The following is a 24,408-nucleotide window of genomic DNA, read 5'->3' as shown; positions in this document are numbered from 1 at the left end:
CTTCGCTGTGTTTGGACGGCCCGGTGGCCATAGCGGCCGGGAACCACCTGATCCCTTCCCGAACTCAGAAGTGAAACCAGCCTGCGCCGATGGTACTTTGTCTTAAGGCACGGGAGAGTAGGTCACCGCCGGGCCTTCCAAATACAGCATCATATTCCCTATAAACACACCCAAACATCCAACGCCGCTTCAAACATGAGCGGCGTTATCTGTTTAAAGCCCAGCGCCTAAACAGAATACACCCACTGACGCGGGGTGGAGCAGCCCGGTAGCTCGTCAGGCTCATAACCTGAAGGTCGCAGGTTCAAATCCTGCCCCCGCAACCACTCTTTCCGATCCGCTGAGTTTTGAGATATAGACTCGACGGATTCGCGAAACAAGAGAAAAAGTTCGGGCGCATACCCTCATCAAGAGGAGGCGGCGCAACCGAGTTTCATTTTCCCAGACTTTTCAAGAATTTAGGCAATAAAAAACCCGCTGTTGGCGCAGCGGGTTCTTGGAAAGGCTTAAGCTTGGCCCCTCATCAAAACTGAGGTCGAGTTTAGGCGACGGGATCGCTTTGTCAAGAATAAATGCGATGCTTGAACTCTGGCCGATACCACGCATGACTTTTTCATATTCCCAAGCGGAAACCGGCGCGGTTGCAGAGCAATCTGTACCGGTCGGAACGTCTGCCGTTGCCCGCTGGCAATGGGTGCAGACACAGATCCTTCATCATCCTCATTTGTCGACTGCCGAAATCTGTGTTGCCGTCGTTCTGGCATCGCACGTCAATGACCGCACTCAGGCATGCTTTCCCAAGATTGAAACGATTGCCAGTGAGGCAAAACTGTCTGATCGTAAGGTGCGTCAGGCGCTTAAGCGTTTGGCCGAGCTTGGATTGGTGGCCAAGCTAAGCCGAGCTGTTGGCAGACTTCGTAATCGCAATGCTTATCAGTTGATCGGCCTTGGCTCTAAACCGGCATCTGGTTCCATCATACCGGCACCTGATGCCGCTGTTAAACCGGCACGTGATGCCGGTTCCAATAAGAAGAACACGGATAAAGAAGAAAACACGGATGAGAAGGAACAGGCAAATACTGTTTCTGGAACCGGAGCAACCGTCCTTCCTGCCGTCGATGATCAATGTTTGATTTTAGCTAGAGAGTGGCAGCGATTGTGTTCGGAGCCCTGGACATTGGCGAATGCGTGTTTACGGGTGAATGAAGCGATTGACCGCGTTGGCATTGATGCCGTTAGGCTGGAGCTCGATGGATTACGACGAAGGAAAAAGCGTCTTTCGCGGTTGATGTTACTCGACACTCTAGACGTACTAAAACCAATCATGTCAGAGGAAACTTGTGACTATCAACCTTGTGAAGTGCAAGAAAAGGGTACACCTGAAATATGGTTGGAGATATGCGAGACGCTCTCAAGACGTGAAATGCCCGAATGCCGAAACCCTAGAGCTTGGTTGTCGAAGATCAAAGCATCGCTAAATGGAAATACTTTGCGCCTGTCAGCAAAGAGCCAGTGTGTTGTTGACGTTGTTAGAAATCAGATGTTAGCGGAAATTGCTATTTTGGCTAATCGCCAAAAGTTAGTGGTAGAGAGTATTCACAAATGTGATTAGAGCCAGAGCACGATTAATTGAAATGAGGACAGGACATAGAAAGCTTCCAGTTTCAGCCGACATAGAATGCAAAACGCGGGGATATTGATCAACCACGGCATTTAACAGGGCTGGAAAATTTGTCGGCGATAAATGATTGCCAACAAATTGATCCATCCCTGCAAATTGTTCAGCGCGTTGAGTTAGCGGCCTGCTCTACGAAGTCGTAATGCATTAGCAATAACAGATACCGAAGACAAGCTCATGGCTGCAGCGGCAAACATGGGCGAGATAAGAATGCCAAAGAACGGATAAAGTAGCCCTGCGGCAACCGGCACACCTGCTGCATTGTATATCATCGCAAAGAAGAGGTTTTGTCGGATATTGCGCATGGTTGTTTCCGAGAGCTCGCGGGCGCGAACAATCCCGCTCAGGTCACCTTTGACAAGAGTGAAGCCTGCACTCTCGATTGCAACATCCGCCCCCGTACCCATCGCAATTCCGACGTCGGCCTGTGCAAGTGCGGGGGCATCGTTAACACCGTCACCCGCCATCGCGACTTGATGACCTTTATCTTTTAGCTCTTTGATCAAATTGGCCTTATCTTCCGGTGAGACATCGGCCCGGATATCGGTAATCGAGAGTTTACTGCCAACAGCTTTTGCTGTTCGTTGGTTGTCGCCCGTCGCCATGACAATTTTGAAGCCCTGCTTTTTCAATGCGGCCAGGGCATCCGATGTTGTTTGCTTTATCGGATCGGCAACGGAAATGAGCCCAGCAATCTTTCCATCAATAACAACATGCATTACCGTCTCCCCCATATCTCGCCGATCATTTGCTATTTTATCAACAGCAGAATGATCGATATTGAGAGTCTGAAGGAGTTTGCTATTACCTAGGGCAACCGACTTGCCACCCACCTTTCCGGTGACGCCCTGACCGGTTACAGCTTCAAATTCCTCTGCCTTATCAAGGGACAATCCGCGCTCCTGAGCAGCACTGACAATGGCGTCAGCCAATGGATGTTCGGATCCCTTTTCCAGCGCCGCAGCGACAGAAAGAACTTCCTCCTCCTGAAAATCCGGTTGGGCGATTACACCTGCAAGTTTTGGTTTACCCTCTGTCAAAGTCCCGGTTTTATCGACAATGAGCACATCGATCTTCGCAAATCGCTCCAAGGCCTCTGCATTTTTAATGAGCACACCAATTTGTGCACCACGGCCGGTCGCTGTCATGATTGACATCGGCGTTGCCAAACCAAGGGCGCAGGGACACGCAATGATCAGAACAGCAACCGCTGCGACAAGCCCGTATGACAATGACGGATCGGGCCCCCAGATGGCCCAAGCGACGAAGGCGATCAAAGCAACCAGGATAACAGCAGGCACAAACTTGCCTGCAACCGTGTCTGCAACCTTTTGGATTGGCGCTTTGCTTCGCTGAGCATGGGAGACCATATCAACGATTTGGCTCAAGACAGTATCTTTGCCAACCCGTTTGGCCAGGATGATCAGGCTGCCATTTCCGTTGATTGTTGCTCCGGTGACATCGTCATCTGGATTTTTTTCAATTGGAACGGGTTCACCCGAAATCATGGATTCATCAACTGACGACCGTCCTTCAACGACAACGCCATCGACAGGTATCTTGTCACCTGGGCGAACCCTCAAACGCATTCCGACGGTTACATCCTCAAGAGGAACTTCTCGTTCAGAACCATCATCTTCAATAATGCGGGCTGTTTTCGCAGCAAGACCCAATAACGCTTTGATTGCCGAGCCGGTTCGTTCCCGAGCCCCCAATTCCATTAGTTGGCCAAGAAGCACAAGGACAACGATGACAGCTGCAGCTTCGAAATACACACCGACATGTCCCTGTGCGTCTCTGAAGCCATCAGGAAAAATACCCGGAGAAATCACTGCGACGACGCTAAATATATAAGCTGCGCTAACGCCCATCCCGATCAAGGTGAACATGTTGAGAGAACGGTTCACCACAGAATGCCATCCACGAACCATGAATGGGAAGCCGGACCACAGGACAACAGGCGTTCCGAGAACCAACTCCACCCAAAGAGTAACGCGTTCTCCAATCATTTCCCGGATGAAACCCAAACCAACAAACGGCCCCATCGTTAGGACAATCAGCGGCACCGTAAGAGCTGCGCCTAACCAGAATCTCTTTTTGAAATCCCGAATCTCGGGGTTTGGTGCGTCATTTTCTGTTGGCATATCCATCGGTTCCAGTGCCATTCCGCAGATCGGACAGGAACCAGGTTCGGATCGTATGATCTCTGGATGCATCGGGCAGGTGTAGCGACCCGAAGTCGATGACGAAGCGCTGTTTGCAGCAGATGTCTCTTCCTCTGAGGACAATACGCTCTCAGGAGAGCTATCGAACTTGCCCTTACATTTCTGCGAACAGAAATAATATGTCTCACTGCCGTACCGAGAGCGTGGTGTATCGGCATCCACCGTGACCGACATACCGCAAACAGGATCCGTCGACTGTCCTGATTGATCAGACATTTTGTGATTATCCTGGTGCTTCTTATGATGATGATCAGACATGGTCTGCTTCCTGCTGTTATGCTGCAATGTCACTGCGGATAATCAATGTTCTGAGTGATCGTGACTGTGCGCCTTGGCCGATTGGTTTATCCAGTTTGACAGGAACCAACGTTCAAAAATGAACACAGCAACGATCATCAAAGTTGCAATGAGAACAATGGATGGGTCGCTTTGCAATTTCATGCCGGCGAAAACGAGCAGCACGATGATGTCAAAGACAATTGCTGTAATCATTACAAAGCCGCGTGCTCCTATTTCTTGTCGTAGGTACTTAAAGCATCCCCAGTGGATGAGCACATCCATGACCAGATAGAAAAACACGCCAAGTGAAGCGATCCGGCTTAAATCAAAAAAGATTGTCAACAGCGCTGCCACGACAACCGTGTAAACAAGTGTGTGGTCTTTGATTGAACCCGACATTCCAAAATGACTATGCGGGATCATCTCCATATCGGTCAGCATCGCGAGCATTCTTGACACCGCAAACACGCTTGCTAGCAAACCGGACGCCGTCGCAACGACTGCGAGCAGCACAGTCAGATAAAATCCGATGGGCCCCAATGCTGGCTGTGCAGCTTGGGCGAGGGCATAGTCTTTGGCTTTTATCAGTTCGTCCAAGTCAAGGCTTGAACCAACAGCAAGCGCCACGAGAATATATACGACAACGCAAATCAGGATTGAGAACGTAATCGCACGACCCACATTCTTATGAGGGCTCACGATTTCAGCACCACTGTTTGTGATCGTTGTGAACCCTTTGAAGGCCAGAATTGAAAGAGCAATTGATGCGACAAAACCGGCCAATGGAAAGCTCGCGCCGTCGGGTGATGACGGCTCGAACGAGTATCCACCAGCCCACAGCGCTGCAATTGCAAACAATGCAATGCCGCCGATCTTCAACGCGGCCATGACCATTGAAAACAGGCCAACCGATTTGTTGCCAGCTCTGTTAACAGCATATGCAAAAATTATCAGGCAAACACCCAATACCGGTATAAGAACTTCAAGCTCTGTCAGGTCAAACGCCCGCAAAACATAGGTTCCAAATGTTCTTGCGACCAAACTCTCGTTGATGACCATCGAAAAGGCCATCAGCAATGCTGCGCCGCCTGCTATGGCTCCCGGCCCGTATGCTTTTTGGAGGATCATTCCGATCCCGCCTGCAGACGGGAAAGCATTGGACATCTTGATGTAGGTATAAGCACTAAAAGCAGTGACAAGTGCGCCAAACAGGAACGACAACGGGAACCACTTTCCTGCAAGTTCGGCAATTTGTCCGGTCAAAGCAAAAATTCCTGCTCCGATCATAACACCGGTGCCCATGGATATGGCGCCAAGGAGCGAGATACTGTTTTTCTTGTATTCTGCCTGATGATCCATTCCTGCCTCACATTTGGTGTTTTTGGTACGCGATGCCGTTTGCTTCTTGCAGCTCGCGTATATAACGAATGATCCGTGCTACCTGTTCCGAACTGACCTGAGGCTGGGCTGGCATATCGCCAAAGGGCCAGTGATGTTGTTTTGCCCCGTTTTGAACAGCTAGATAGAATGCGCGATCTGAATGATGTCCCGGATTGTAGATTCTGTGCATCAGCGGCGGGCCTTGCTCTGTGCCTGTTGCATTGCCTCCGTGACAAGCAACACAGTTCATATCGAAAAGCTGGTTTCCTACCATGGCTTCCTTGCTGAAACTGGGGAGCGCAATTCCGCTATCGGTCAGTTCAAGATCTTTGATGTCATCTTTCCCGGGCAGAAACGAATTCAGGGTCATGGCGATGATCCCTACTGCGAAAAAACCGATAACCAAATACTTTGGCCAATTGATTTGTTTTTTCATTTTCTTCGGGCCTTTGTTTTATGCGTATGTATCAAATATTCGAAGACACGTGAGACCAAGGGAACTAGTCAACCCTGGTCCTGTTGCTGCCGCCTATTGATTTCGCTGAACTAGCTTGGCGATACGTGAGTTTGTCGGCTAATTGCGCTGCCATCGACATAGGTATCTGGCGACACTTCAAATTTCGAACGACAGGTGTCTGAACAGAAGTAGAATACTTCACCGCCATAAATGGCTGTTTTGGCGATGCGCGGATCGACAGTTTTATGACAAACCGGGTCAACGGCGGACTGAGGGTGCTCCCATCGGATTGCCTCAGCCTGACCGTCCGCTTGTTTCTTATTGTGGGTGTGCTTTTTGTGCCCAAACATGTGAGCACCGCAACCAAAGCGCATCATCAATATGATGAAGGCTCCCCAAAGCAACCAACTGAGAATATTTTCCATTTCTCTTCGCCATCCCATAAATACCTTTAGGTATGACTGTTCCGTCTGAAAGCAGCATGGTGCAGAACACCAAGGCTCGATCTGTACGCATGCCATCGGCAGGTGCAGAACCCAGAACAGTTATTCGCTATTTGTTCGGGAGGATCAGGATATGGGAGGCTGGAAAATCCATGACCGAGATACCGGCTGAAGGGACACTTCTTCTATCCCGTTCTGTACATGGGAAAACTCGGAAACCGGTAGGATAATCTCGGTAAGGACCGCTGATGTGGAGTGACAAGAAACCTGAGGGCAGCACGAAGCCAGGTCATGCTGGTGTTCAACGTCAAAACCATTGAGTTCTGCAGAATGCGCAGGAAAAGATCCAGTCGACGCGACTGCAATATGGGGAGCAAGCATTATAGCGCTAATCCCGACGAGCAGGATCAGTACGGCGCGTATTAGTGCTTGCTGTGCATTCATTGATCAAACTTCCTTTGGGCAGTAACGTAACACTTATGCCCTTAAATATCGAGTTACGTTGACCTACCTCAATTAAGGGGACGTTTTTTTTAACCGACTTCAGACAGAACCGTTACATCTGCAAGCCGGTTGTCCGTACTGTTGATTTCCTTTGAGATGTAAGGTTTGATTTCGGAGTATCTGACGTGAGCATCGGCTTGCGCCTGATAGTAGCGAAAGAGCTCTTTTAGCGGAGCGCCCATGTCTTTGTATGCAGTTAATACTGCGATTAGAGCCCCGAGCGTGAGATCGCCTTTTATCACCAGATACCCTCCAATTGTGTAAAAGAAGAAGGGCGTCATCTGTGATATGAAATTGTTTAAAGACTTCATGGCGAACTTGTTCTTGTGGATAGAGAGACGAAGGTCGTGAAGTCGCTTGTATGACCCGTAAATATCCCGGGCACCTGGCTGGTTATCGTTTGAGATGTTCCCTATCTTCTCGCCGAGAACTCTGACTTCCTTCAGCCGCGTTCGAGACAAAGCATTAATTTTCTTCTGGAATCTGGGGATGACAAAAATCTGAAGCGGCAACAGTGCGGTTGCGGCGATGCCCAAAACCAAATCTTGCACGAGCATGAAAGTCAGAATCGTCAGGAATGTACCGCCTTGTAACAAAGGCAGCACAATCGACTCTGCAGCATATCCAGCTACGGGCTCTACCTCCTGCACAATAACCGGAATCAATTCCCCTCCTTTGGGGGATGGCTTTCGAAAGCTGAATTTTGAAATATCAAGCCGTAGGCGGCGTGACATGTGTTCTGCCAGCGCACCGGATTGCAAATTAACCTGATATTTCAGCCAGCCATGCACGCCAATCGCCAATAAAAAAAGCAGACAGAGAGTAAGTAAAGCCATCGTTTGAGAGAACTCCATTCCTAAATAGGTAACTGGAAAATGTCCTGACTCAATGGCGTTGTTGATGATCAACTTCGGAAGCTCGAGGCTCATGTAAAGAGCCGGCAAAGAGGCCGTCGCCAGTAGCCCCAGTTTTATCTGCCGCTTCCATGAAGCTCTGAATATGTACTGCAGGAGCGCTGTTCCGCTCTTTGCCGAGGGCTTTTGAGCCTGTTGCGCAAGAACAGATCTGCGGCGTCTTAAAGCCCTGTATCCCGTCGCGCTGAGAATAATAATTAGCGCAACCGGCACCCCAAACACCACCAAATGGAATACAAGATGAACCCACCAGTGTGCATCGCTTGATATGTAGTGCGTCAAGCGATGCCCCATATCGTGGACGATTTCCATCATTGTAGTTAGGTTCCTTGAGAAGGTTCGGCAAAACAGACAGGGAGGAAAGTCCTCCCTGTCGTGTGATGCTTAGAAAAGAAGGCGGAGACCGGTTACGAGGTAAGTTGCCTCGTAATCTTCGCCGTCATCTTTTGCAAAGTCTGCGGTTTTGCCGAGTTTCCGCTCATAGGCAACCCCGATATACGGTGCAACGGCACGGTCGATGAGGTCATAGCTAAGCCGCAGTCCGATCTCTGCGCTTGAAAACCCGCGTCCGACCTCAATCTCGCGATCGTCAGAGAACGCAGCATTCAGCTCAAGCGAAGGTGTGAGGATTAAACGATTGGTCAGCAAGCCTTCATACTCAACATCAAGCCGCGCACTGCCGTCTCCGGTCTCGCTGACAAACAGATCAGCGTCGACTTCAAACCATTGAGGAGCAAGCCCCATGATTCCAACGGTTCCATACCAACGATCTGTTGTGCTTGGCGTATCCAGACGAATACCGGCTTTGGCATCGAAAAAGTCGCTGATTGGTGTTTGCAGGACCAGTCTGTTCTCGAAGTTTTCGTAAAGGTCGTTTTTGAGATCACGCTCGCCTTCGCCTTGCCAACGTAACTTCAGTTCATCGGTGCCAACAAATGCATCACCATCCCAAACGAAAAGATTTTCCCCTTCGTCACCAGAGCGGTATTCAAACTGCTCCATTTGAATGCCATAAAAGATGTGATTGTCTGCTTTGGCAGTGAACGAGAAGGACAGGATCGTGGAAAGAACACCACCACCAATCGCGGCCAAAGTTAGTGTTTTCATTGTTATTGAACTCCATTCTCAAGTGCCGCGACGGCTGGACCGCCCTCTACAACCACTTTTCGGAACATGCCAGAAGCCATGTGATAGCTAAGGTGACAGTGGAAAGCCCATTGCCCAGGTTCATCAACTTCGGTTTCCGAATAAACGGTCATGCCAGGGTTGATATTGATGGTGTGTTTAACCGGATCCCATTTACCGTTGCCAGTATCGAGGATTGACCACATCCCGTGCAAATGCATCGGGTGTGACATCATGGTCTCATTGACGAACTTGAAGCGCACCCGTTCGCCATATTTCAAGCGGATAGGTTCTGCATCTTCATATTTGACGCCATTGATTGACCACGTATAGCGTTCCATGTTTCCGGTAAGGCGCAGTTCAATTTCACGCGTTGCAGGCCGTTCAGGGTACAAAGGCTTCTGTGCCTTCAGGTCGGCATAGGAGAGGAACTTTCCGCCATTGGCTGCTTTTGGTGTCAAACCACTTCCAGCGGCATAGAAGGGATCATCTTTGGACATTCCCATCTGAGAATGATCCATTCCGGCCATATTCGAATGGTCCATTCCAGCCATACCGTTCTCGTTACCACTGCCCATCGAAGAATGATCCATTCCGGCCATGCTACCGTGATCCATTCCCATGTCCGCCATTGTCAGCAACGGAGCGTCCATGCGTCTGGCTGGCATTTCAGCTTTCAACCCTTCTTGCGGCGACAACGATCCGAATGCATAACCCGAGCGTCCCATTGATTCGGCCATGATTGCATACGGCTTTTCAGCTGTCGGCTGAACAATCACGTCGTATGTTTCTGCAACCGAAATGCGGAATTCATCAACCTTGACCGGTTGAACATTGTTGCCGTCGGCCTGGACAACAGTCATTTCAAGTCCCGGAATGCGGACGTCGAAGTAAGTCATGGCCGATGCATTGATGAAGCGCAGGCGCACACGTTCGTTTGGCTCAAATAGTCCGGTCCAGTTTTGTTCCGGTGATTTACCATTGATGAGGCCGACGAAGCCCTGAACGTCTTCAATATCTGTTGGCATCATGCGCATGCTGCCCCAGTCTCCACGTTCAGAGAGAGTTTCTCCCAAACCGTTTTCCGAAACGTCGGAGATGAAGTCTCCGAGCGTGCGTTGGTTACGGTTGTAGTAGTCCGGCATCATCTTTAGGTTGCGCAGAATACGCGCCCCGGAATGAGGGTGCTTGTCTTTCAGAACAACGACATATTCACGGTCGAACTTGAATGGCTCGCGTTTTTCGGGTTCGATAACAATTGAGCCGTAAGCGCCATCTGGTTCCTGGAAGCCAGAGTGGCTGTGAAACCAATAGGTCCCGCTCTGTTTGACAGGAAAGCGATAGGTAAAAGTCTCGCCCGGTTCGATCCCGGTGAAGCTGATGCCCGGCACACCGTCCATCTGGTAGGGAAGGATCAACCCATGCCAATGGATAGATGTAGTCTCGTCCAGGTTGTTCGTCACGTTGATGACGGCATCTTCGCCTTCTTTGAAGCGCAAGGTCGGACCGGGCGAGGACCCGTTATAGCCAATTGCTTTGGTTTTCATATCACCTGTGTCGATGGTAACGTAATCGACAGACAGATTATAGGTTGCCGCATACCCTGCTGTTGACACAGCAATAGTGCTTAGCGCCCCCAAAAGGGCACGCCCAAGAAGTTTTCTCATTCTCATGATCTCCGATGGTTGAGGTGCGCCAGAGGCAACAGGGAGGGATTCCCTCTGGCGCGAGACCCTGCGCAGTGGTTACTGCAGGCGAACTTTACCGACCATGCCGCTCTCGTAGTGGCCTGGTACATTGCACGCAAATTCAAGTTCTGCGTCTTTCGGGAAGGTCCAGATCACCTCGGCAGAATCACCCGGCTCCAGAAGCACGCTGTTCGGATCGTTGTGCTTCATGGTTTCGCCGTTCCCCATGTCCATTTCCATCATGGCCATGTTGATTTTGTCTGCTTCAAGGGCCCCATGTTCCATCATCATCATCATTTCTTTTTGATGGTCCGCGTGCATGGCTGCGGTGCCAATGTTGAACTCGTGAACGAATTCACCCTTGTTTTCGACTAGAAAACGAACGGTTTCGCCGCCGCGAACAACAATCTTTTCCTTGTCATAGAAATTGTCTTCCATCGTGATCCGAATTGTCCGGCGAACATCAGAGATATCGCCAGGCGCTCCGATTTCGACGCCATCATTATGACCGCCACTATGACCTGCACCAGCAAATGCAGAAGTCTGGATACCGGCAAGGCTACCCATAGCAAGGGCGGAAGCAACAGCAAGGCGAAGGACAGAAGTAGTGTATTTGGGCATGAAAATGCTCCCGAGATAATTCAGTATAAAGGATCTCGTTACGCAAACCTTACACAGAGTCAGTGATCGGACTCATAGCGACAGATTACGTCACGAATGCAGTTTAGATAAGGAACTGAATATCTTAGGTGCGGGGAGGTTTGACGCTAACATCAAGCTCTGCAGGCGAGAGCGTTCTGTCTTTTGCCCAGTACTTTACAGACAACAAAACAGGTGCAGCGTTCCAGTTACCAGACATTTGCTGCACATAGGGACCACAAACAGCCATGCCACAAACATCGTTGTGCGATGGATCCTGTGTGTGAGAACTACTGTCAGCCATGACGGAGACAACACTGTGATGGCCACTGTTAATATCAGCGGCTTTGGCATGCACGGCCTCAGCGCCAGACAGCATTACTGTCAACGCGATGATAACCGAAAGTATGCACGAGATGATCCGCAAAAGGAGAATCCTATCACAATGTTGCAGCGCAATGGTTATCTTGATGTATCAATGCGGTCAAGTGGCAATATTGTGGCAAACTTGTCGGAACTTTGATGCTTAAGCAGTTGTGAGCATTTCTCTCGATTTAAACTAGGCGCTGTTTTGCTCTTGTGTGCCAGAGATGTTGGCTAGTTAATTCCAAGGAACAATAGATCGATAATTCAAGGGAATACAACTCAGTTTTGGCTTTGATGAATAGTGATAAGAGCGTCGAAATCAAAATCGGCAAAGCAGGCTCGTTGAACGGGAACCTCATGCCTCGACTGGAACGTTTTTAGGATAATCCGATTAATAGTTTGCCTTAGGGGGCCGACTGCTTTTGGATCTCGTGACCAGTTCAATAGGCATGAAATCAACTTTTGGTGTCTCTGGATAATACCGGCGAGTTTGCGTGGTAGGGCGCTGTCTGAAAGCTCACGTTTATGAGTTGCGATATCAAGTTTCGTACGTTGTATCTGTTCTGCTTTATCGTCAAAAAACGCGCGTATTTCAGCTGAACGTGCGTCCGGGCCCAAGGCATCAATAACCTTGCTGATGCTGGCGCGAAGATCTTCGAGATGCTGAGACAGGCGTTCAATCTCGCGTGCGTGATGAGCGCGAACTTGTTGGATTTCATCGCTCTTGAAATGCTCAATGATCTTTGCCTCGTCGAGTTCAGCGACGGCATCCAATACTAGCTTGATGATCTCGTCATAGTGAAGGTTCCTGTTCGCGCAGCCTTTAACAGGGCAAGAATAATGCTTTGCATAGGTTGCTGTGATTTTCTCATTGTGCTCCCCGCAATAGAGTTTGCCGCCAAACAGAGCATTGGCACGCTTCTTCGTTACAGCCTGTTTGCGACGCCATTCCTTCGAGCGGCGAATGGATGTCTCGCGTTTCTCCTCTTCTGTCATCACAGTGGGTATCATTTTGCGCTGAAGGTGTTTGCTGGATCGTTCATCAAGAGCCTTCTGGACCTTTGCGAAAGTCTCATCGTCAATGATGGTCAATTCGGGGATTGGGACTGTGATCCATTCCTTTTCCGGACGCATGATTGATAGGCGTTTGCCGTTCTCCGGATGCTTGCGGTACTGCATTTTGTTGAAGGTGACGACGCCGTTATAGAGCGTCTGACGAAGCATTCCGGTTTGTCGGACAAACGAGCCTACAAGGCTCGAAGGTGCCCATTTACCACCCTTGGGGGAATCAATGCCGCGCCGGTTCAAATCGTCGCAGATATGTTTCAGCTTTCTGCCCTCGGCGTAATATTCAAATATCTCTCGAATGATTGCAGCTTGCTCGTCGTTGATCTTACGCTTGCCTCGGATGGGTTCGCCAAATTCATCAAGGGCATGCACAAGGTCGTAGCCGTAGAGTTGACCTCCCGGCACACCACCACGCAGAACAGCTGCGATCACGCCACGATGGGTCTTGTCAGACAGATCCTTGAGATAGAGCGCATTCATGGTGCTTTTCAGACCAATATGCAGCTCGTTGATTACTCCATCTGTGACGGTCTCAACAGGAAGGCCCAAGAACATCATCTTTTTGAAGAAATTGGCAGTGTCGGCCTGATCTCGACTGATGCGACTCAGGTCCTCCGCAACGACACCCTCAAACCGTCCGTTTAGTGCTGCGACCAGAAGGGAACCTATGCCAGGGCGGTTGGCAATGTGAGAACCTGAAATGCCCTCATCAAAAAACACGTCGGCAACCTGATAGCCTTTGACGCTGCAATATTCTCGGCAGCGGCGGATCTGATCCTGAGTACTGGTTTCCTGTTTGTCCGTTGAGTGGCGGGCGTAGATTGCTACATGCACTGATTGTATCCTCGAAGGTTGGATCAGATTGATTACCTTTCGGGATTGCTGATGCGCAAGGGTAAAACAGCGATTTCTCTTAAGGATAGGTACTTAAGAAAATGCTGTAAATACAATGCACTGCATGTGATTGCATGAGAGTGCATAAGATTGCACGAAAATGCAAAAGATTGCATGATAGTACACGAGATGGCACAACTTTCACCTGTCGTGACGGGGGCAGGATAGGTTTGGTGGGCCCACCAAACAGCCCAAACGGCTTCCTGCTTATTCACATGGCGCTGCCATGCTCAACGAGCCTTAATTAAATTCTCTTTGATGTATTGAAACCGTTGGGCTGTGGATGTGGGTTTGGAATGCACCTATGAAGATAAGCGGGTGAAATACAACGTCGTTACCGATTACGCTAAGCTGATGGATATTGTGGGTGTAGCAGCCCAATGAACATTGGAGAAGCAAGCTTCTTTGGAAGCTTTTCACCCGGTTATCTGAAGAGGGATTTAGGAGAATTATGTCTTCGCTCTGACGCCCAACGTCCTAAGGGAATGAACTTTTGGGTATACGGATTAAATGGTTGATCTTACCTTTGCATGAGAGTGAGGCAAACCGACATCTCATCGGATTATCTGGTTGGTACTCCAACCTACTGCTGATGCATGCTTCCCTCGCTAATTCCAGCAAGAACCCCACACGCCTTAACTTCCCGGTCATCGTTGCAACGCGCTCTTAGTGAAACGAGTTGTTTCTCAAGCGCCTGTAGAGCGGTTATCTGCGAGCGCACATGAGAGATGTGATCATCGAGCAAAGCATTGACGGCGGTACAGGACTGATGAGGGTCGTCCTGATAGCGCTGTAGTTCGTGAATTTCTGCCAGTGACAGATCCAGGATGCGGCAGCGACGAATAAAGGCCAGCCGCTCAACGTGTTTCTCGGTATAGACACGGTAACCGTTCTCCTGCCGATCAGGCGGCGGCAACAAGCCCTGCCGTTCGTAGAAGCGGATCGTCTGTGTATCTACCCCTACTGACTGTGCCAACTGACCAATACGCATCGGGTTCCTCCGCAACGGATTCTCTACGCTATTGACCTTATAGCTACTATATAGTTTTAAATGAAAGCCCGATCACATTCAAGTGGAGTCATATCATGAGTAAAAACTGCGGAGGCCCCTGTGGCGACGATGCAAGGCCTGCGGCGGATACCGATATGCAGGCCTCCTCCGATGCGTCGGGGGAATGGGTCAGTGTTTATGCCGTGCCGAAGATGGACTGTCCATCAGAAGAGCGCATGATTCGCCTGGCCCTGAACGGCGTTGAGGGGATTCGGGCACTGTCCTTCGACTTGTCGAACCGCCGGGTGAAGGTCGTGCATGACGGTGAGGTCGAGCCCGTCACCTCGAAACTGAAGACCTTGGAGCTAGGCGCCTCGCTTCAGGAAAGCGTCGCTGCCGATCCGGAGACCATCAAGGCGGCCGAGTTCTCGGCAGCCTCTGCCACGCAAGAATCCGGGACTCTGCGCTGGTTGCTCGGCATCAATGCACTCCTTTTCGTAGTGGAAATGACAGCCGGCCTGATCGCCCAGTCCACCGGCCTGATTGGAGAGTCCCTGGACAATTTCGCCGATGCGGCCGTGTACGGGCTCGCCCTTTATGCGGTTGGACATAGCGTGAGAATGCAGTTACGTGCCGCGCATGTTGCTGGTGTACTGCAACTGATCTTGGCTGTGGGCGTACTCATAGAGGTGGTGAGACGCTTTGTATTCGGTAGTGAGCCTGAATCGCTGGTGATGATGGCTATCGCATTCGTCGCATTGATTGCCAATACCAGTTGTCTGCTGCTCATATCCAAACATCGGGAGGGCGGAGCGCACATGAAGGCAAGCTGGATATTCTCGGCCAACGACGTGGTGATCAACCTGGGGGTCATCACCGCCGGCGCCCTGGTCGCGTGGACCGGTTCCAATTATCCGGATCTAATTATCGGCACCATCGCGGGGCTCGTCGTGCTTAACGGTGCCAGGCGCATTCTGGCGCTCAAGGGTTAAATAATGCTCATTATTGGCAAAAAGCTCTCGCCGTACGCCCTGTTGTCCATATCGGGCCTGCTGGCAACGTCTGATCAGGCTGTAAAGTGGCTGGTGCAGCAATCAATGGCCTATGGCGAGTCTGTTTCGGTGACCCCGTTCTTTAACTGGGTGCACCTATGGAACACCGGTGCCGCATTCAGTCTTTTTGCGAATGGTGGAGGCTGGCAGCGCTACTTTTTTATCGGGATCGCGGTGGCGGTCTCGATTTTTCTGATCAAGCTGATCCTTGAAAATCGTCATAAAGGAGAAGCCATCGCTTACAGTCTTATCCTCGGTGGCGCCATGGGCAACCTGATTGACCGGGTCTTTCGTGGCTATGTTGTGGATTCCTTTGATTTCTATTGGCGAGACTGGCATTGGCCGGCCTTCAACCTGGCTGATATTGCAATTGTCCTCGGTGCCTTACTTTTCGTTTCCGGCAGCTTTTTGGGTAAAAAAACAAACACCAATGCCGAGTCGGATGGATCTGACTGACACCTTCGCCTATACAACACCATGACCGAACTTCCCGACAACATTCTTCACCTGCCGCAATACCAAGTACTGGGCTGCAAATCAACCGACGACGAAATGCACTTCCAGGTGGACGCGCCCGATCCCGTCGCTTGCGAGGAATGCGGCGTGCAGGGTGAGTTCGTGCGGTTCGGCAAGCGTGATGTTCCCTATCGTGATCTGCCCATCCACGGCAAGCGGGTCACCCTCTGGGTGGTCCGCCGCCGGTACACCTGCCGGGCCTGCAAGACAACCTTCAGGCCCCAGCTACCGGAGATGGTGGACGGCTTCCGTATGACGCTGCGGCTGCATGAATACGTGGAGAAGGAATCCTTCAACCACGCCTACACCTTCGTGGCGGCACAGACAGGTCTGGACGAGAAGACGGTACGCGACATCTTCAACGCCCGCGCCGAGTTCTTGGGGCGCTGGCACCGCTTCGAGACGCCCCGCATTTTGGGCATCGACGAGCTGTACCTGAACAAGTGCTACCGCTGCATCCTGACCAACATCGAGGAGCGAACCCTGCTCGACCTGCTGGCTACCCGCCGTCAGGACGTGGTGACCAACTACCTGATGAAGCTGAAAGACCGCCAGAAGGTCGAGATCGTCAGCATGGACATGTGGAACCCTTACCGGGCAGCGGTCAAGGCCGTGCTGCCACAGGCCCGCATCGTGGTCGATAAGTTCCATGTGGTACGCATGGCCAACGATGCCCTGGAGAAGGTGCGCAAGGGCCTCAGAAAGGAGCTGAAACCCTCCCAGAGCCGAACCCTCAAGGGCGACCGGAAGATCCTGCTGAAATGCGCTCACGAAGTTTCAGATCGGGAACGGCTGATCATGGAGACCTGGACAGGCGCATTCCCGCAACTGCTGGCCGCCTACGAGCACAAGGAACGCTTCTACGGCATCTGGGACGCCACCACACGGCCCCAGTCAGAAGCCGCCCTGGACGAGTGGATAGCCACCATTCCGAAAGGCCAGAAGGAAGTCTGGAGCGATCTGGTCAGGGCTGTGGGCAACTGGCGCGAAGAGATCATGACCTACTTCGAGACGGACATGCCCGTCACCAACGCTTACACGGAGTCGATCAACCGACTGGCCAAAGACAAGAACCGTGAAGGGCGTGGTTACTCCTTCGAGGTGATGCGGGCACGAATGCTCTACACCACGAAGCACAAAAAGAAGGCACCCACTGCGAAGGTCTCTCCGTTCTACAAGAAAACCATCGGTTACGGACTACCGGACTTCGCAGAGGAGCTCAACTACGGGGTCGATCTATCAACCATCTGAGGGTGGTACCGAGTAGGTGGGGCAAGAGCACCCCATCAACCATTTAATCCGTATACCCGAACTTTTTAAAGTGAGGATACAGGGAACAGTTTGCGAGCCAATTGGGAGCAGTAAACAGTGGCTTTTGAAAGGTGACTAAGATAGGATTCGTACAACGCTTATCAGCGCCTATTGGCGTCTTGATCGCAGAGTATTATAGCGAAGATGAATTGAAAGAGGGAGGCGGGCATGTCTACCAAGCAAATTCTCGCACTCCTGAACTCGCATATCGACGGAGATGAAGAGCAACTGCTGTCGATTGCCTTGCAGATCGCTGCACAGGAAGCTCGCCTTGGCCGATCCGATGATGCGGAGAAACTCAAGCGGGTTGTTCAGAAGGCGCGGGACCAACGTCGCGTAGGAAAGCCAGCCGGTGAACAATCGCCGATCCCATTGGCTCGGCCAAGAGGCGAACTACAGGGGCTTGTCGAGAGCGCTTATCCCAAAGTCACGTTATCGAGCATGGTGCTATCTGAAGATATCGCTACGCGGCTTCAACGGATTGTTCGCCAGCAGCAGGAAAGAGCAATGCTGCGTGAACACGGCCAGACTCCGGCAACTCATATGTTGCTCGTGGGACCGCCAGGCACTGGCAAGACGATGACGGCTTCGGCTCTCGCTGGTGAGTTACGCTTACCACTCTTCACGGTACGCCTCGAATCCCTGTTCAGTCGCTTCTTCGGTGAGACGGCTGGGAAAATGCGGCTTCTATTCGACCAGATCGCCCAGACGCGAGGGGTTTATTTGCTTGACGAGTTCGATGCAATCGGTGCGCGCCGAGGTGATCCTAACGATGTAGGCGAAATTCGTCGTGTGCTGAATTCGGTCCTAGCCTTTATGGAAGAGCCGAATTCAACCGACAGCCTAGTTCTGGCGGCAACAAATCATGTGGAGATTTTGGACGAAGCGCTGGCGCGTCGTTTCGATGAGGTGATCGAATACACACTACCAGATGTTGTCTCCGCAAGAGCTATCGTAGAGCGCAGGCTCGGTAAGTTCAAGGTTGCTGGGAAAGCATGGCCCACGCTTGCTTCAGCACTCGATGGTTTGAGCCAGGGCGAATTGGTTCGAGCAGCGGATGCGGTCGTCAAGGATGCAATTTTGGAGGGGGCGTCTAAGGTTTCGCCCGAGGCACTCAAGGGCGCGTTGGATAATCGGCAGACATTAAGAGGTAAGTTTCGTCGTCAATCCGGTCGCTAATCAGGCTCCGCCAAAAGATAGGTTGGAACACGAACTGAATAAGTAGGAACTTATGGCGGAGCCAGAAAATTTCGATGCGAGAGACCGTCCGCACATATCTATCGACGCTTTCCGTGAAACCGCAGCTTACACATTCCCATCTCGTAATCAGGAACGCAAACCGCTTCGCGGAGACTATGCCGCGCATGCTGCAGGTCTTCTCGATCAACTCGCCGTTGCTCTCGGGAATGTACCGCTACCCGTTGATGATCCTCGACTTATCGTTGAGGGGTTGAAGCGGGGCACTATCGTTGAGATCGCGACATTACCACCAGCCGAAGGTGCTCGCACCAAGGCGGTCAAAGTCCCGGCTACCTTGGAGTTTCCTACGCAAGATGTGGTGGTGCTTCGTTCTGAACGGAATGAGGACCGCACAGAAAGTGCGTTGCTTTTCGTGCCAGATGACGCACGTACCTTTTTACAAGGTCGAATTACTGACTATGGTCTTGATCCGGGTAATCGCAGGCGGCCCGATGTTGAGCGTTTCGAGGTCTTGGAAAACGTCCGTGCTATCGATTCTGTATCAATTTTTACCGGCAACGTGGATTTGGCTGCACCAGATGTCATTTGGTGGGAGTTATGGGTTCGCCAACCAATTGCCTTGGCTGATCGGTTGGCGACTGCCGCGCGGAATACAAATATTGATGTTCATGAAGATAGGCTGATTTTCCCCGATACAACAGTTCTGTATATTCATGGTGCGGCCGCCACAGTTGCTAATTTCGCGATGCGAGTACCGGGTGCAATTTCTGAAATACGCCGTGCAACGGGGACTATCGAATCTTTTCTAAATCACGGAGACTTACGATTAGGGCAGCATGATTGGGTTGAAGAACTGGCCCAACGAGTTGTTGCTCCCGAGGAAGATGCTCCTGTCGTTTGCACACTCGACACGGGTGTTGCTGCAGGCCACCCACTGATCGGACCCGGTCTACGCGGTGCGTGGGCATACGACAATGATTGGGGTAGCGATGACCATGGAGCCGATGGTGGCCACGGTACACCATTAGCTGGCCTCGTCCTCTACGGTGATCTCGAATTGGTGATGAATAATATCGGTCCTGTTATGTTAACGCATGGCACGGAATCAATGAAGTTATTGCCACCTCAAGGCTTTCCAGCGACCAAACCACCTAGCTATGGTGTCGTCACCCAAGGTGCGATCAGCAAGGTTGAGATTGAGCGACCTGACGCACTTCGTAGCTATTGCATAGCAACCTCCACACCAGAGTTTCCGGCAAGTCGTCCGTCAACTTGGAGTGGAGCACTTGATCAAATCGCCGCCGGGGCCATGCCCGGTGAAGATGATGAAAAAGTTCTAGCTTTTGAGCGGACTAAGCGGCTTATGGTTGTTGCCACCGGCAACGTATCTGGAGGAATGGCTGTCGACGTCTTACCCTCTCAGCCATTGGAGGACCCGTCACAAAGTTGGAATGCCTTGACTATCGGTGGTTTTACCAGAAAGGAAGAGCCGCCAGCGCCGCCGCCAACATTCTACCCCGCAGTACCAGCGAACCATCGCAGCCCGTTCAGCCGTGGTTCACAACAGCTTCCTGATGACTTAACGCCAATTAAGCCGGAGGTACTGTTCGAAGCAGGAAACATGATGTCAGATGAAACAGGATTTTGCGGTTGGAGCCCATCGGTGTCACTTCTGTCGACGGGATCTGACGTAGTAGCTGACCCCTTGGTTCCGTTTTGGGCGACTAGTGCAGCAGTAGGTATGGCCGGTCATTTCGTTGGGCAACTGCAGGCCGCGTTACCCGATCTTTGGCCAGAGACACATCGTGCACTTACCGTTGATTCTGCTCATTGGCCTGAACCAATCCGTAAAAAATTCATTGGCCGAGGGGCCCATTGGAAAACCGGCTCGAAGGCCGAAAAGCAGCAATACCTCCGCGAATTCGGGTATGGCGTGCCAAATATCGAGCGTGCGATCCTATCGGCACGCAATGACGCTACACTTGTGGCTCAGGCCGAAATTCAACCTTTTACTTACGGGGCTGATGGGCGAACTGGCGTCTTTAACGAGGTGCATTTTTACAATTTGCCTTGGCCTAAAACAGCTCTTGAGCAGCTCGAAAATGAAGTCGTCACCATGAAAGTTACGCTCTCATATTTCATTGAGCCAAACCTGACGGGCAAGGCTGCGACCAGACCGGACACCTATCGTTCCTTTGGTCTTCGTTTCGACATGAAGAAGCGTACTGAAACCAATGCTCGGTTTCGCAGTCGAATTTCCGCTAGCCAAGCAAAAGACGGTACAGAGACTGATGGAGAGACGAGCCGTTGGCTGCTAGGATCAAAGGCGATTCAAGCTGGTTCTCTGCATTGTGATCTCTGGCGAGGCAGAGCGATTGAACTGGCTGGCCATGACGCTATCGCTATTTACCCGGTTGGTGGTTGGTGGAAATCGCATGCAGGTCAGAAGCGTGTTAGCGACAAAGCACGCTATGCACTTGTTATTTCAATTTCGGCGCCAGGTCAAAGTGCGGATCTCTATTCCGAGATCACAACGCTGGTGGATGCCAAACAAATTGAGGTGCAGGTGGGTTGATTGAGTTTGTCTAACCCATTTCAGGCACCTGTTAGGTGCAATATTAGATTGGAAGTCTATCGTTTGATCGTTTCACTTGTCATTGAAGCTAGAGTGCTAGGATTTGGAGGTTTTTTGCCACTTTCAGGCTAGAGAATGAAAGTCATTTTACGTTGAGTTCTGCCGTTTGCGATACCTCCCATCGTGATCTCATTTGGAGCTAGAGTTCCGCATGTTGATACTTTAGGCCTGAATACATGCAAATGGAGAGTATGGATGTTTGAGACCAATAGGTGTGTGTGCTTTACGACGGCCTTTCCATTTTAGGACGGCGATTTTTCTTCAGGGATGTGCGCGGGCTCAAGAGACTAAGCATCTCCCGATGCGCCATGATTAACACCATCGCCAGCGGATCCTGATGGGCTTCCATGAGCAAAAACATCTTCCAGTTTCGCAAGGCATTTGCCGCTAGGCTGGGCTGCCGGGGCATGACTTTCCGGGTGCTGAGATAACGGCGCCAGAGGGCAGGGGTGTTGCGATGTCGAACGAGGGGGCGAGGCTTGTAGCGACGTTTCGACTTGCCCTGCGTTTTTGCTCGTCGTGCCTCAAACACCCCGAACCGTTCCTCAAGGCTTTTTTTGCTGCATGATCGATCCAACTGGCTGGCCTTCATCGCCTGCTCGTCAGGGCTCATCAAAACCATGCCATTGCCGCGCAGTTTGATGGATATGTCGTACTCGGCCAGAATCTTATGCGCTTCTCGCCAGTTCTTGGCCTTCCCCAAGCCTTCCAGTATCTCATCACGATGTTTCAACACATGCCGCTGGAATGATTCCTGCCAGGTATGTGCCTCGTAGTTCCGTGCTGCAGGTGACAGCTTGTTTGGATTGCGCTCCTTTCCATCGGTCATGCCGGGATCAATGGCGAGGTCGTATTTCTTCTCCATCTCGCGCGAGACCTTGGCGAGGATCTTAAAGTCCCGGTGCGGTGTGATCACATTGAGCGTTTCCGGATGCACCTTGTTAAAGGCAATATGCATGTGGAAATTATCGGTGTTGATATGCGTTCCCGCCACACGCTGATGATCGCCGTAGCCAAGTGCCTTGGCATATTCCGCCTCGATGGCCATCAGATCTTCTTTGGTCAGTTTGTCCTGCTCGCCAGAGCGGAAAGAAACGACAAGGTGATATGTTTTGTCGGCAATATCGGGCTTTTGTCGCCGAACTGCTTCGATCTCCAGAAGGGCCAGATCGAGATCCTCGATATTTGTGCCGGCATCGCAATTTCGGATCCAGAACTGATGCAGTTTTTCGCCTTTTTCCTCGGCTGCGGCGATGTATTGGCCAAGACGGGTGTAGTTGTCTGGCACACCAGATTTCTTGCCGATCCGGGTTGCAATCATGATTTTCCCTGCGGGTTCTTGCCGGGCTGAAGCTGCATCCGGATATCGCCAATGGCGGCTTTGAGCTCGGTCTGTGTCGCCTCGATATCGCGGTTCAGGCTGTCGAACTTCTTGAGCAGATCTGCCGAAAGCGGCTCATCAAGCGCGAGCTTGAACAGATTGCCCAGGCGGGCCTGATCGGCATTGACCTTGAGCAGATCCCGAATGCCCTGCCATGCAGCAAAGTCGCTGGCACTGGGCAGTTTGGTATTCATCAGCAAGCGTTTGAGCAGTTCCGAGCGTGACAGCCGCAGCTGGTGGGCAAGCTGATCAATGCGCGCTTTCTCTTCGTCGTTGAGATAGGTTTTGATGACGTGACGTTCGGTGGCCATTTCTTGTTCCGCTATTGCCCGGAAGATCCTGTGGGAGAACCGCCAGGCATCATTTCGGCTCGGATACTCTCGGGAAGGGTGGCATCAAACCCGCCAACCAGATTGACGAGACTGCGTGTAAAATCGGCACCGAACTTGCGATCATAGACCTCTTTGGCCTTTGCGATGAGATGCGGCTCCCGCTTGTCGGGATTGCTGTAATTGATCAGGTTTGCAAAATACCTTGGATCAAACGTTATGGTTTTGGCGAAGACCACGTTGCGATCCCCATCGCAGACTTCAAACTCGACCATCTCGATCAGGCTGTCGTCTTCGGTCTTGCGACGGTAATCGACAAAGCACCAGGTCACTTCATAAAACTGATCGCCTTTTGTAATACGACCATTTTCATCAAAACGGGCATGGGGAATGCCTTCGATGATCGCCTGACGCAGTTCGTCCTGTCCCTTGCTGATCTTTTGCCCGAAGATCGAGAGCCCCTTGGAGCGATAGGCAAACATCCAGGGGATGTTGCGCAGTGTTGCATCATGGAAGCGGTAGCCTTCAGCTTCGATCCAGTTTTCCAGCATGGCGAGTGCAATTTGGGGCGAGATCCAGATGCCGGTCTCTTTGCGGATGATGTAGATCACCCGGTCAAACTGGGTCAGAACGATGCCAAGGATCTTGAGAGAAATGCCTTCCATGCCGCGCTTGCGACTGCTGCCTTTGCTCTGGTTCTTGCGCACATAGGGACACCATTCAAAATTATCGGCATTGAAATAATCAAATCCGGTGACCGGTTTGCCTGTGTGGCGACCATAGGGGCGGTCGGTATGAGGAAGCTCCTCATAGAGCCCTACCAGGCGGATCGGATTGTCACACGCGGGGCACACGGCATATTCGCGCTGTTTGTCGTCGGTGACCTGGTACCAGGGCTCAAGTTTTCTGGTGTCGCGTTCAAAGGCAGTGCGCTCGATCTCTTTCTCGTCGACTGTCTGCGCCTGCAATTTATAGACGTGCATTATCGGATCTCCCGGCGACGGTCTCACGGAGGGAAGAACCGATATTATAATGGTTTATAACACTGTTCCACCACGCGGCACCCAGCTTGGGAACAGATGCCTTCTGCTCGGCAAGGTGGAGGCATTGCAGGAGGGTGGGGAGATCAAGCGAGAAGGTATTTTCGCCTGCCTGCAGGGCGAAGACCAATGCCGGGCCGCACATGTTGCAATCAAGATCCTGAGCCCCTTCAAGATTGGCGCGCTTTTCAAAAATGTCTGTCGCATCTTGTTCGGTCATGAGGCGTTCTCCTGGTAAAAGGCAAAGAGGAAAGAGGAAAAAGGTGCCGGTGGCGTACATAGCGCCACCGGCA

21 protein-coding genes, 1 tRNA gene and 1 rRNA gene are annotated in these 24,408 nt (G+C 51.4%); 9 read left to right on the top strand and 14 right to left on the bottom strand.

What is annotated here, in order from left to right:
- Positions 1 to 19: 19 nt before the first annotated feature.
- The 3 genes from rrf (at position 20) to FHI25_RS20260 (ending at position 1,612) form a co-directional block, all read left to right on the top strand.
- A 5S ribosomal RNA gene (gene rrf, locus FHI25_RS20270) occupies positions 20 to 134 on the top strand.
- A gap of 115 nt (positions 135 to 249) precedes the next feature.
- A tRNA-Met gene (locus tag FHI25_RS20265) sits at positions 250 to 326 on the top strand.
- A gap of 251 nt (positions 327 to 577) precedes the next feature.
- On the top strand, positions 578 to 1,612 hold the full coding sequence (locus FHI25_RS20260) for a helix-turn-helix domain-containing protein (protein ID WP_246879251.1): 1,035 nt from the start codon (positions 578 to 580) through the stop codon (positions 1,610 to 1,612).
- A gap of 182 nt (positions 1,613 to 1,794) precedes the next feature.
- On the opposite strand, the gene FHI25_RS20255 is transcribed toward FHI25_RS20260, so the two are convergent.
- The 8 genes from FHI25_RS20255 to FHI25_RS20220 all read right to left on the bottom strand — a co-directional run bounded on the left by FHI25_RS20255 (position 1,795) and on the right by FHI25_RS20220 (position 11,314).
- Positions 1,795 to 4,161, bottom strand: a complete 2,367-nt coding sequence (locus FHI25_RS20255) for a heavy metal translocating P-type ATPase (RefSeq protein ID WP_197460800.1) — start codon at positions 4,159 to 4,161, stop codon at positions 1,795 to 1,797.
- 42 nt (positions 4,162 to 4,203) lie between these two features.
- Positions 4,204 to 5,541, bottom strand: a complete 1,338-nt coding sequence (locus FHI25_RS20250) for an APC family permease (RefSeq protein ID WP_068518364.1) — start codon at positions 5,539 to 5,541, stop codon at positions 4,204 to 4,206.
- Between the two features lie 7 nt (positions 5,542 to 5,548).
- Complete coding sequence (locus FHI25_RS20245) at positions 5,549 to 5,998, bottom strand: cytochrome c (RefSeq protein ID WP_068518363.1); 450 nt, start codon at positions 5,996 to 5,998, stop codon at positions 5,549 to 5,551.
- 110 nt (positions 5,999 to 6,108) lie between these two features.
- Entirely contained in the window at positions 6,109 to 6,444 is a 336-nt protein-coding gene (locus tag FHI25_RS20240; protein ID WP_064781637.1) for a YHS domain-containing protein, read from the bottom strand.
- Between the two features lie 551 nt (positions 6,445 to 6,995).
- Positions 6,996 to 8,195, bottom strand: coding sequence for an ABC transporter ATP-binding protein (locus tag FHI25_RS20235; protein ID WP_064781636.1), 1,200 nt, complete (start codon positions 8,193 to 8,195; stop codon positions 6,996 to 6,998).
- A gap of 69 nt (positions 8,196 to 8,264) precedes the next feature.
- Entirely contained in the window at positions 8,265 to 8,972 is a 708-nt protein-coding gene (locus FHI25_RS20230; protein ID WP_246879250.1) for a copper resistance protein B, read from the bottom strand.
- A 17-nt stretch (positions 8,973 to 8,989) separates the two neighbouring features.
- The gene (locus FHI25_RS20225) at positions 8,990 to 10,672 is read right to left on the bottom strand and encodes a copper resistance system multicopper oxidase (RefSeq protein WP_068518362.1); all 1,683 of its coding nucleotides are present in this window, start codon (positions 10,670 to 10,672) and stop codon (positions 8,990 to 8,992) included.
- A 78-nt stretch (positions 10,673 to 10,750) separates the two neighbouring features.
- Positions 10,751 to 11,314 carry a plastocyanin/azurin family copper-binding protein gene (locus FHI25_RS20220; protein ID WP_068518361.1) on the bottom strand — a complete coding sequence of 188 codons (564 nt, stop codon included), beginning with the start codon at positions 11,312 to 11,314 and terminating at the stop codon, positions 10,751 to 10,753.
- A 340-nt stretch (positions 11,315 to 11,654) separates the two neighbouring features.
- Here FHI25_RS20220 and FHI25_RS20215 point away from each other — a divergent pair, with 340 nt between their 5' ends.
- The gene (locus FHI25_RS20215; RefSeq protein ID WP_068518360.1) at positions 11,655 to 11,855 is read left to right on the top strand and encodes a hypothetical protein; all 201 of its coding nucleotides are present in this window, start codon (positions 11,655 to 11,657) and stop codon (positions 11,853 to 11,855) included.
- Positions 11,856 to 11,977: 122 nt separating this feature from the next.
- On the opposite strand, the gene FHI25_RS20210 is transcribed toward FHI25_RS20215, so the two are convergent.
- Positions 11,978 to 13,600, bottom strand: a complete 1,623-nt coding sequence (locus tag FHI25_RS20210; protein ID WP_068518359.1) for a recombinase family protein — start codon at positions 13,598 to 13,600, stop codon at positions 11,978 to 11,980.
- Positions 13,601 to 14,243: 643 nt separating this feature from the next.
- Entirely contained in the window at positions 14,244 to 14,651 is a 408-nt protein-coding gene (gene cadR / locus FHI25_RS20205; protein ID WP_067605269.1) for a Cd(II)/Pb(II)-responsive transcriptional regulator, read from the bottom strand.
- Positions 14,652 to 14,746: 95 nt separating this feature from the next.
- Here cadR and FHI25_RS20200 point away from each other — a divergent pair, with 95 nt between their 5' ends.
- The 5 genes from FHI25_RS20200 to FHI25_RS20180 all read left to right on the top strand — a co-directional run bounded on the left by FHI25_RS20200 (position 14,747) and on the right by FHI25_RS20180 (position 21,305).
- Positions 14,747 to 15,643 carry a cation transporter gene (locus FHI25_RS20200; RefSeq protein ID WP_068518358.1) on the top strand — a complete coding sequence of 299 codons (897 nt, stop codon included), beginning with the start codon at positions 14,747 to 14,749 and terminating at the stop codon, positions 15,641 to 15,643.
- A gap of 3 nt (positions 15,644 to 15,646) precedes the next feature.
- The gene (gene lspA, locus FHI25_RS20195; RefSeq protein WP_068518357.1) at positions 15,647 to 16,159 is read left to right on the top strand and encodes a signal peptidase II; all 513 of its coding nucleotides are present in this window, start codon (positions 15,647 to 15,649) and stop codon (positions 16,157 to 16,159) included.
- A gap of 21 nt (positions 16,160 to 16,180) precedes the next feature.
- Positions 16,181 to 17,470: an ISL3 family transposase gene (locus FHI25_RS20190; protein WP_068518356.1), complete on the top strand. Its 1,290-nt coding sequence runs from the start codon at positions 16,181 to 16,183 to the stop codon at positions 17,468 to 17,470.
- A 228-nt stretch (positions 17,471 to 17,698) separates the two neighbouring features.
- A complete protein-coding gene (locus tag FHI25_RS20185) occupies positions 17,699 to 18,709 on the top strand; it encodes an ATP-binding protein (protein WP_068518355.1) in 1,011 nt (336 codons plus the stop codon).
- Positions 18,710 to 18,761: 52 nt separating this feature from the next.
- The gene (locus tag FHI25_RS20180; RefSeq protein WP_068518354.1) at positions 18,762 to 21,305 is read left to right on the top strand and encodes a S8 family peptidase; all 2,544 of its coding nucleotides are present in this window, start codon (positions 18,762 to 18,764) and stop codon (positions 21,303 to 21,305) included.
- A gap of 283 nt (positions 21,306 to 21,588) precedes the next feature.
- On the opposite strand, the gene traI is transcribed toward FHI25_RS20180, so the two are convergent.
- Genes traI through FHI25_RS20160 form a run of 4 tightly spaced genes read right to left on the bottom strand, consistent with a single transcriptional unit; the run spans position 21,589 to position 24,335 of the window.
- Entirely contained in the window at positions 21,589 to 22,686 is a 1,098-nt protein-coding gene (traI, locus tag FHI25_RS20175; RefSeq protein ID WP_068518353.1) for a TraI/MobA(P) family conjugative relaxase, read from the bottom strand.
- Entirely contained in the window at positions 22,683 to 23,057 is a 375-nt protein-coding gene (locus tag FHI25_RS20170; protein ID WP_068518352.1) for a ribbon-helix-helix protein, CopG family, read from the bottom strand. The genes traI and FHI25_RS20170 overlap by 4 nt, the downstream gene beginning before the upstream one ends.
- 11 nt (positions 23,058 to 23,068) lie before the next feature.
- Positions 23,069 to 24,058 carry a hypothetical protein gene (locus FHI25_RS20165; protein WP_210520843.1) on the bottom strand — a complete coding sequence of 330 codons (990 nt, stop codon included), beginning with the start codon at positions 24,056 to 24,058 and terminating at the stop codon, positions 23,069 to 23,071.
- Positions 24,045 to 24,335, bottom strand: coding sequence for a hypothetical protein (locus FHI25_RS20160; protein WP_068518345.1), 291 nt, complete (start codon positions 24,333 to 24,335; stop codon positions 24,045 to 24,047). The genes FHI25_RS20165 and FHI25_RS20160 overlap by 14 nt, the downstream gene beginning before the upstream one ends.
- Positions 24,336 to 24,408 lie beyond the last annotated feature (73 nt).

Origin of the sequence: Thalassospira sp. ER-Se-21-Dark, from assembly GCF_017922435.1 — a bacterium.
Classification (GTDB): Bacteria; Pseudomonadota; Alphaproteobacteria; order Rhodospirillales; family Thalassospiraceae; genus Thalassospira.
The sequence above is the reverse complement of the archived record's forward strand: the minus strand, read 5'-3'. Positions and strand labels throughout refer to the sequence as shown.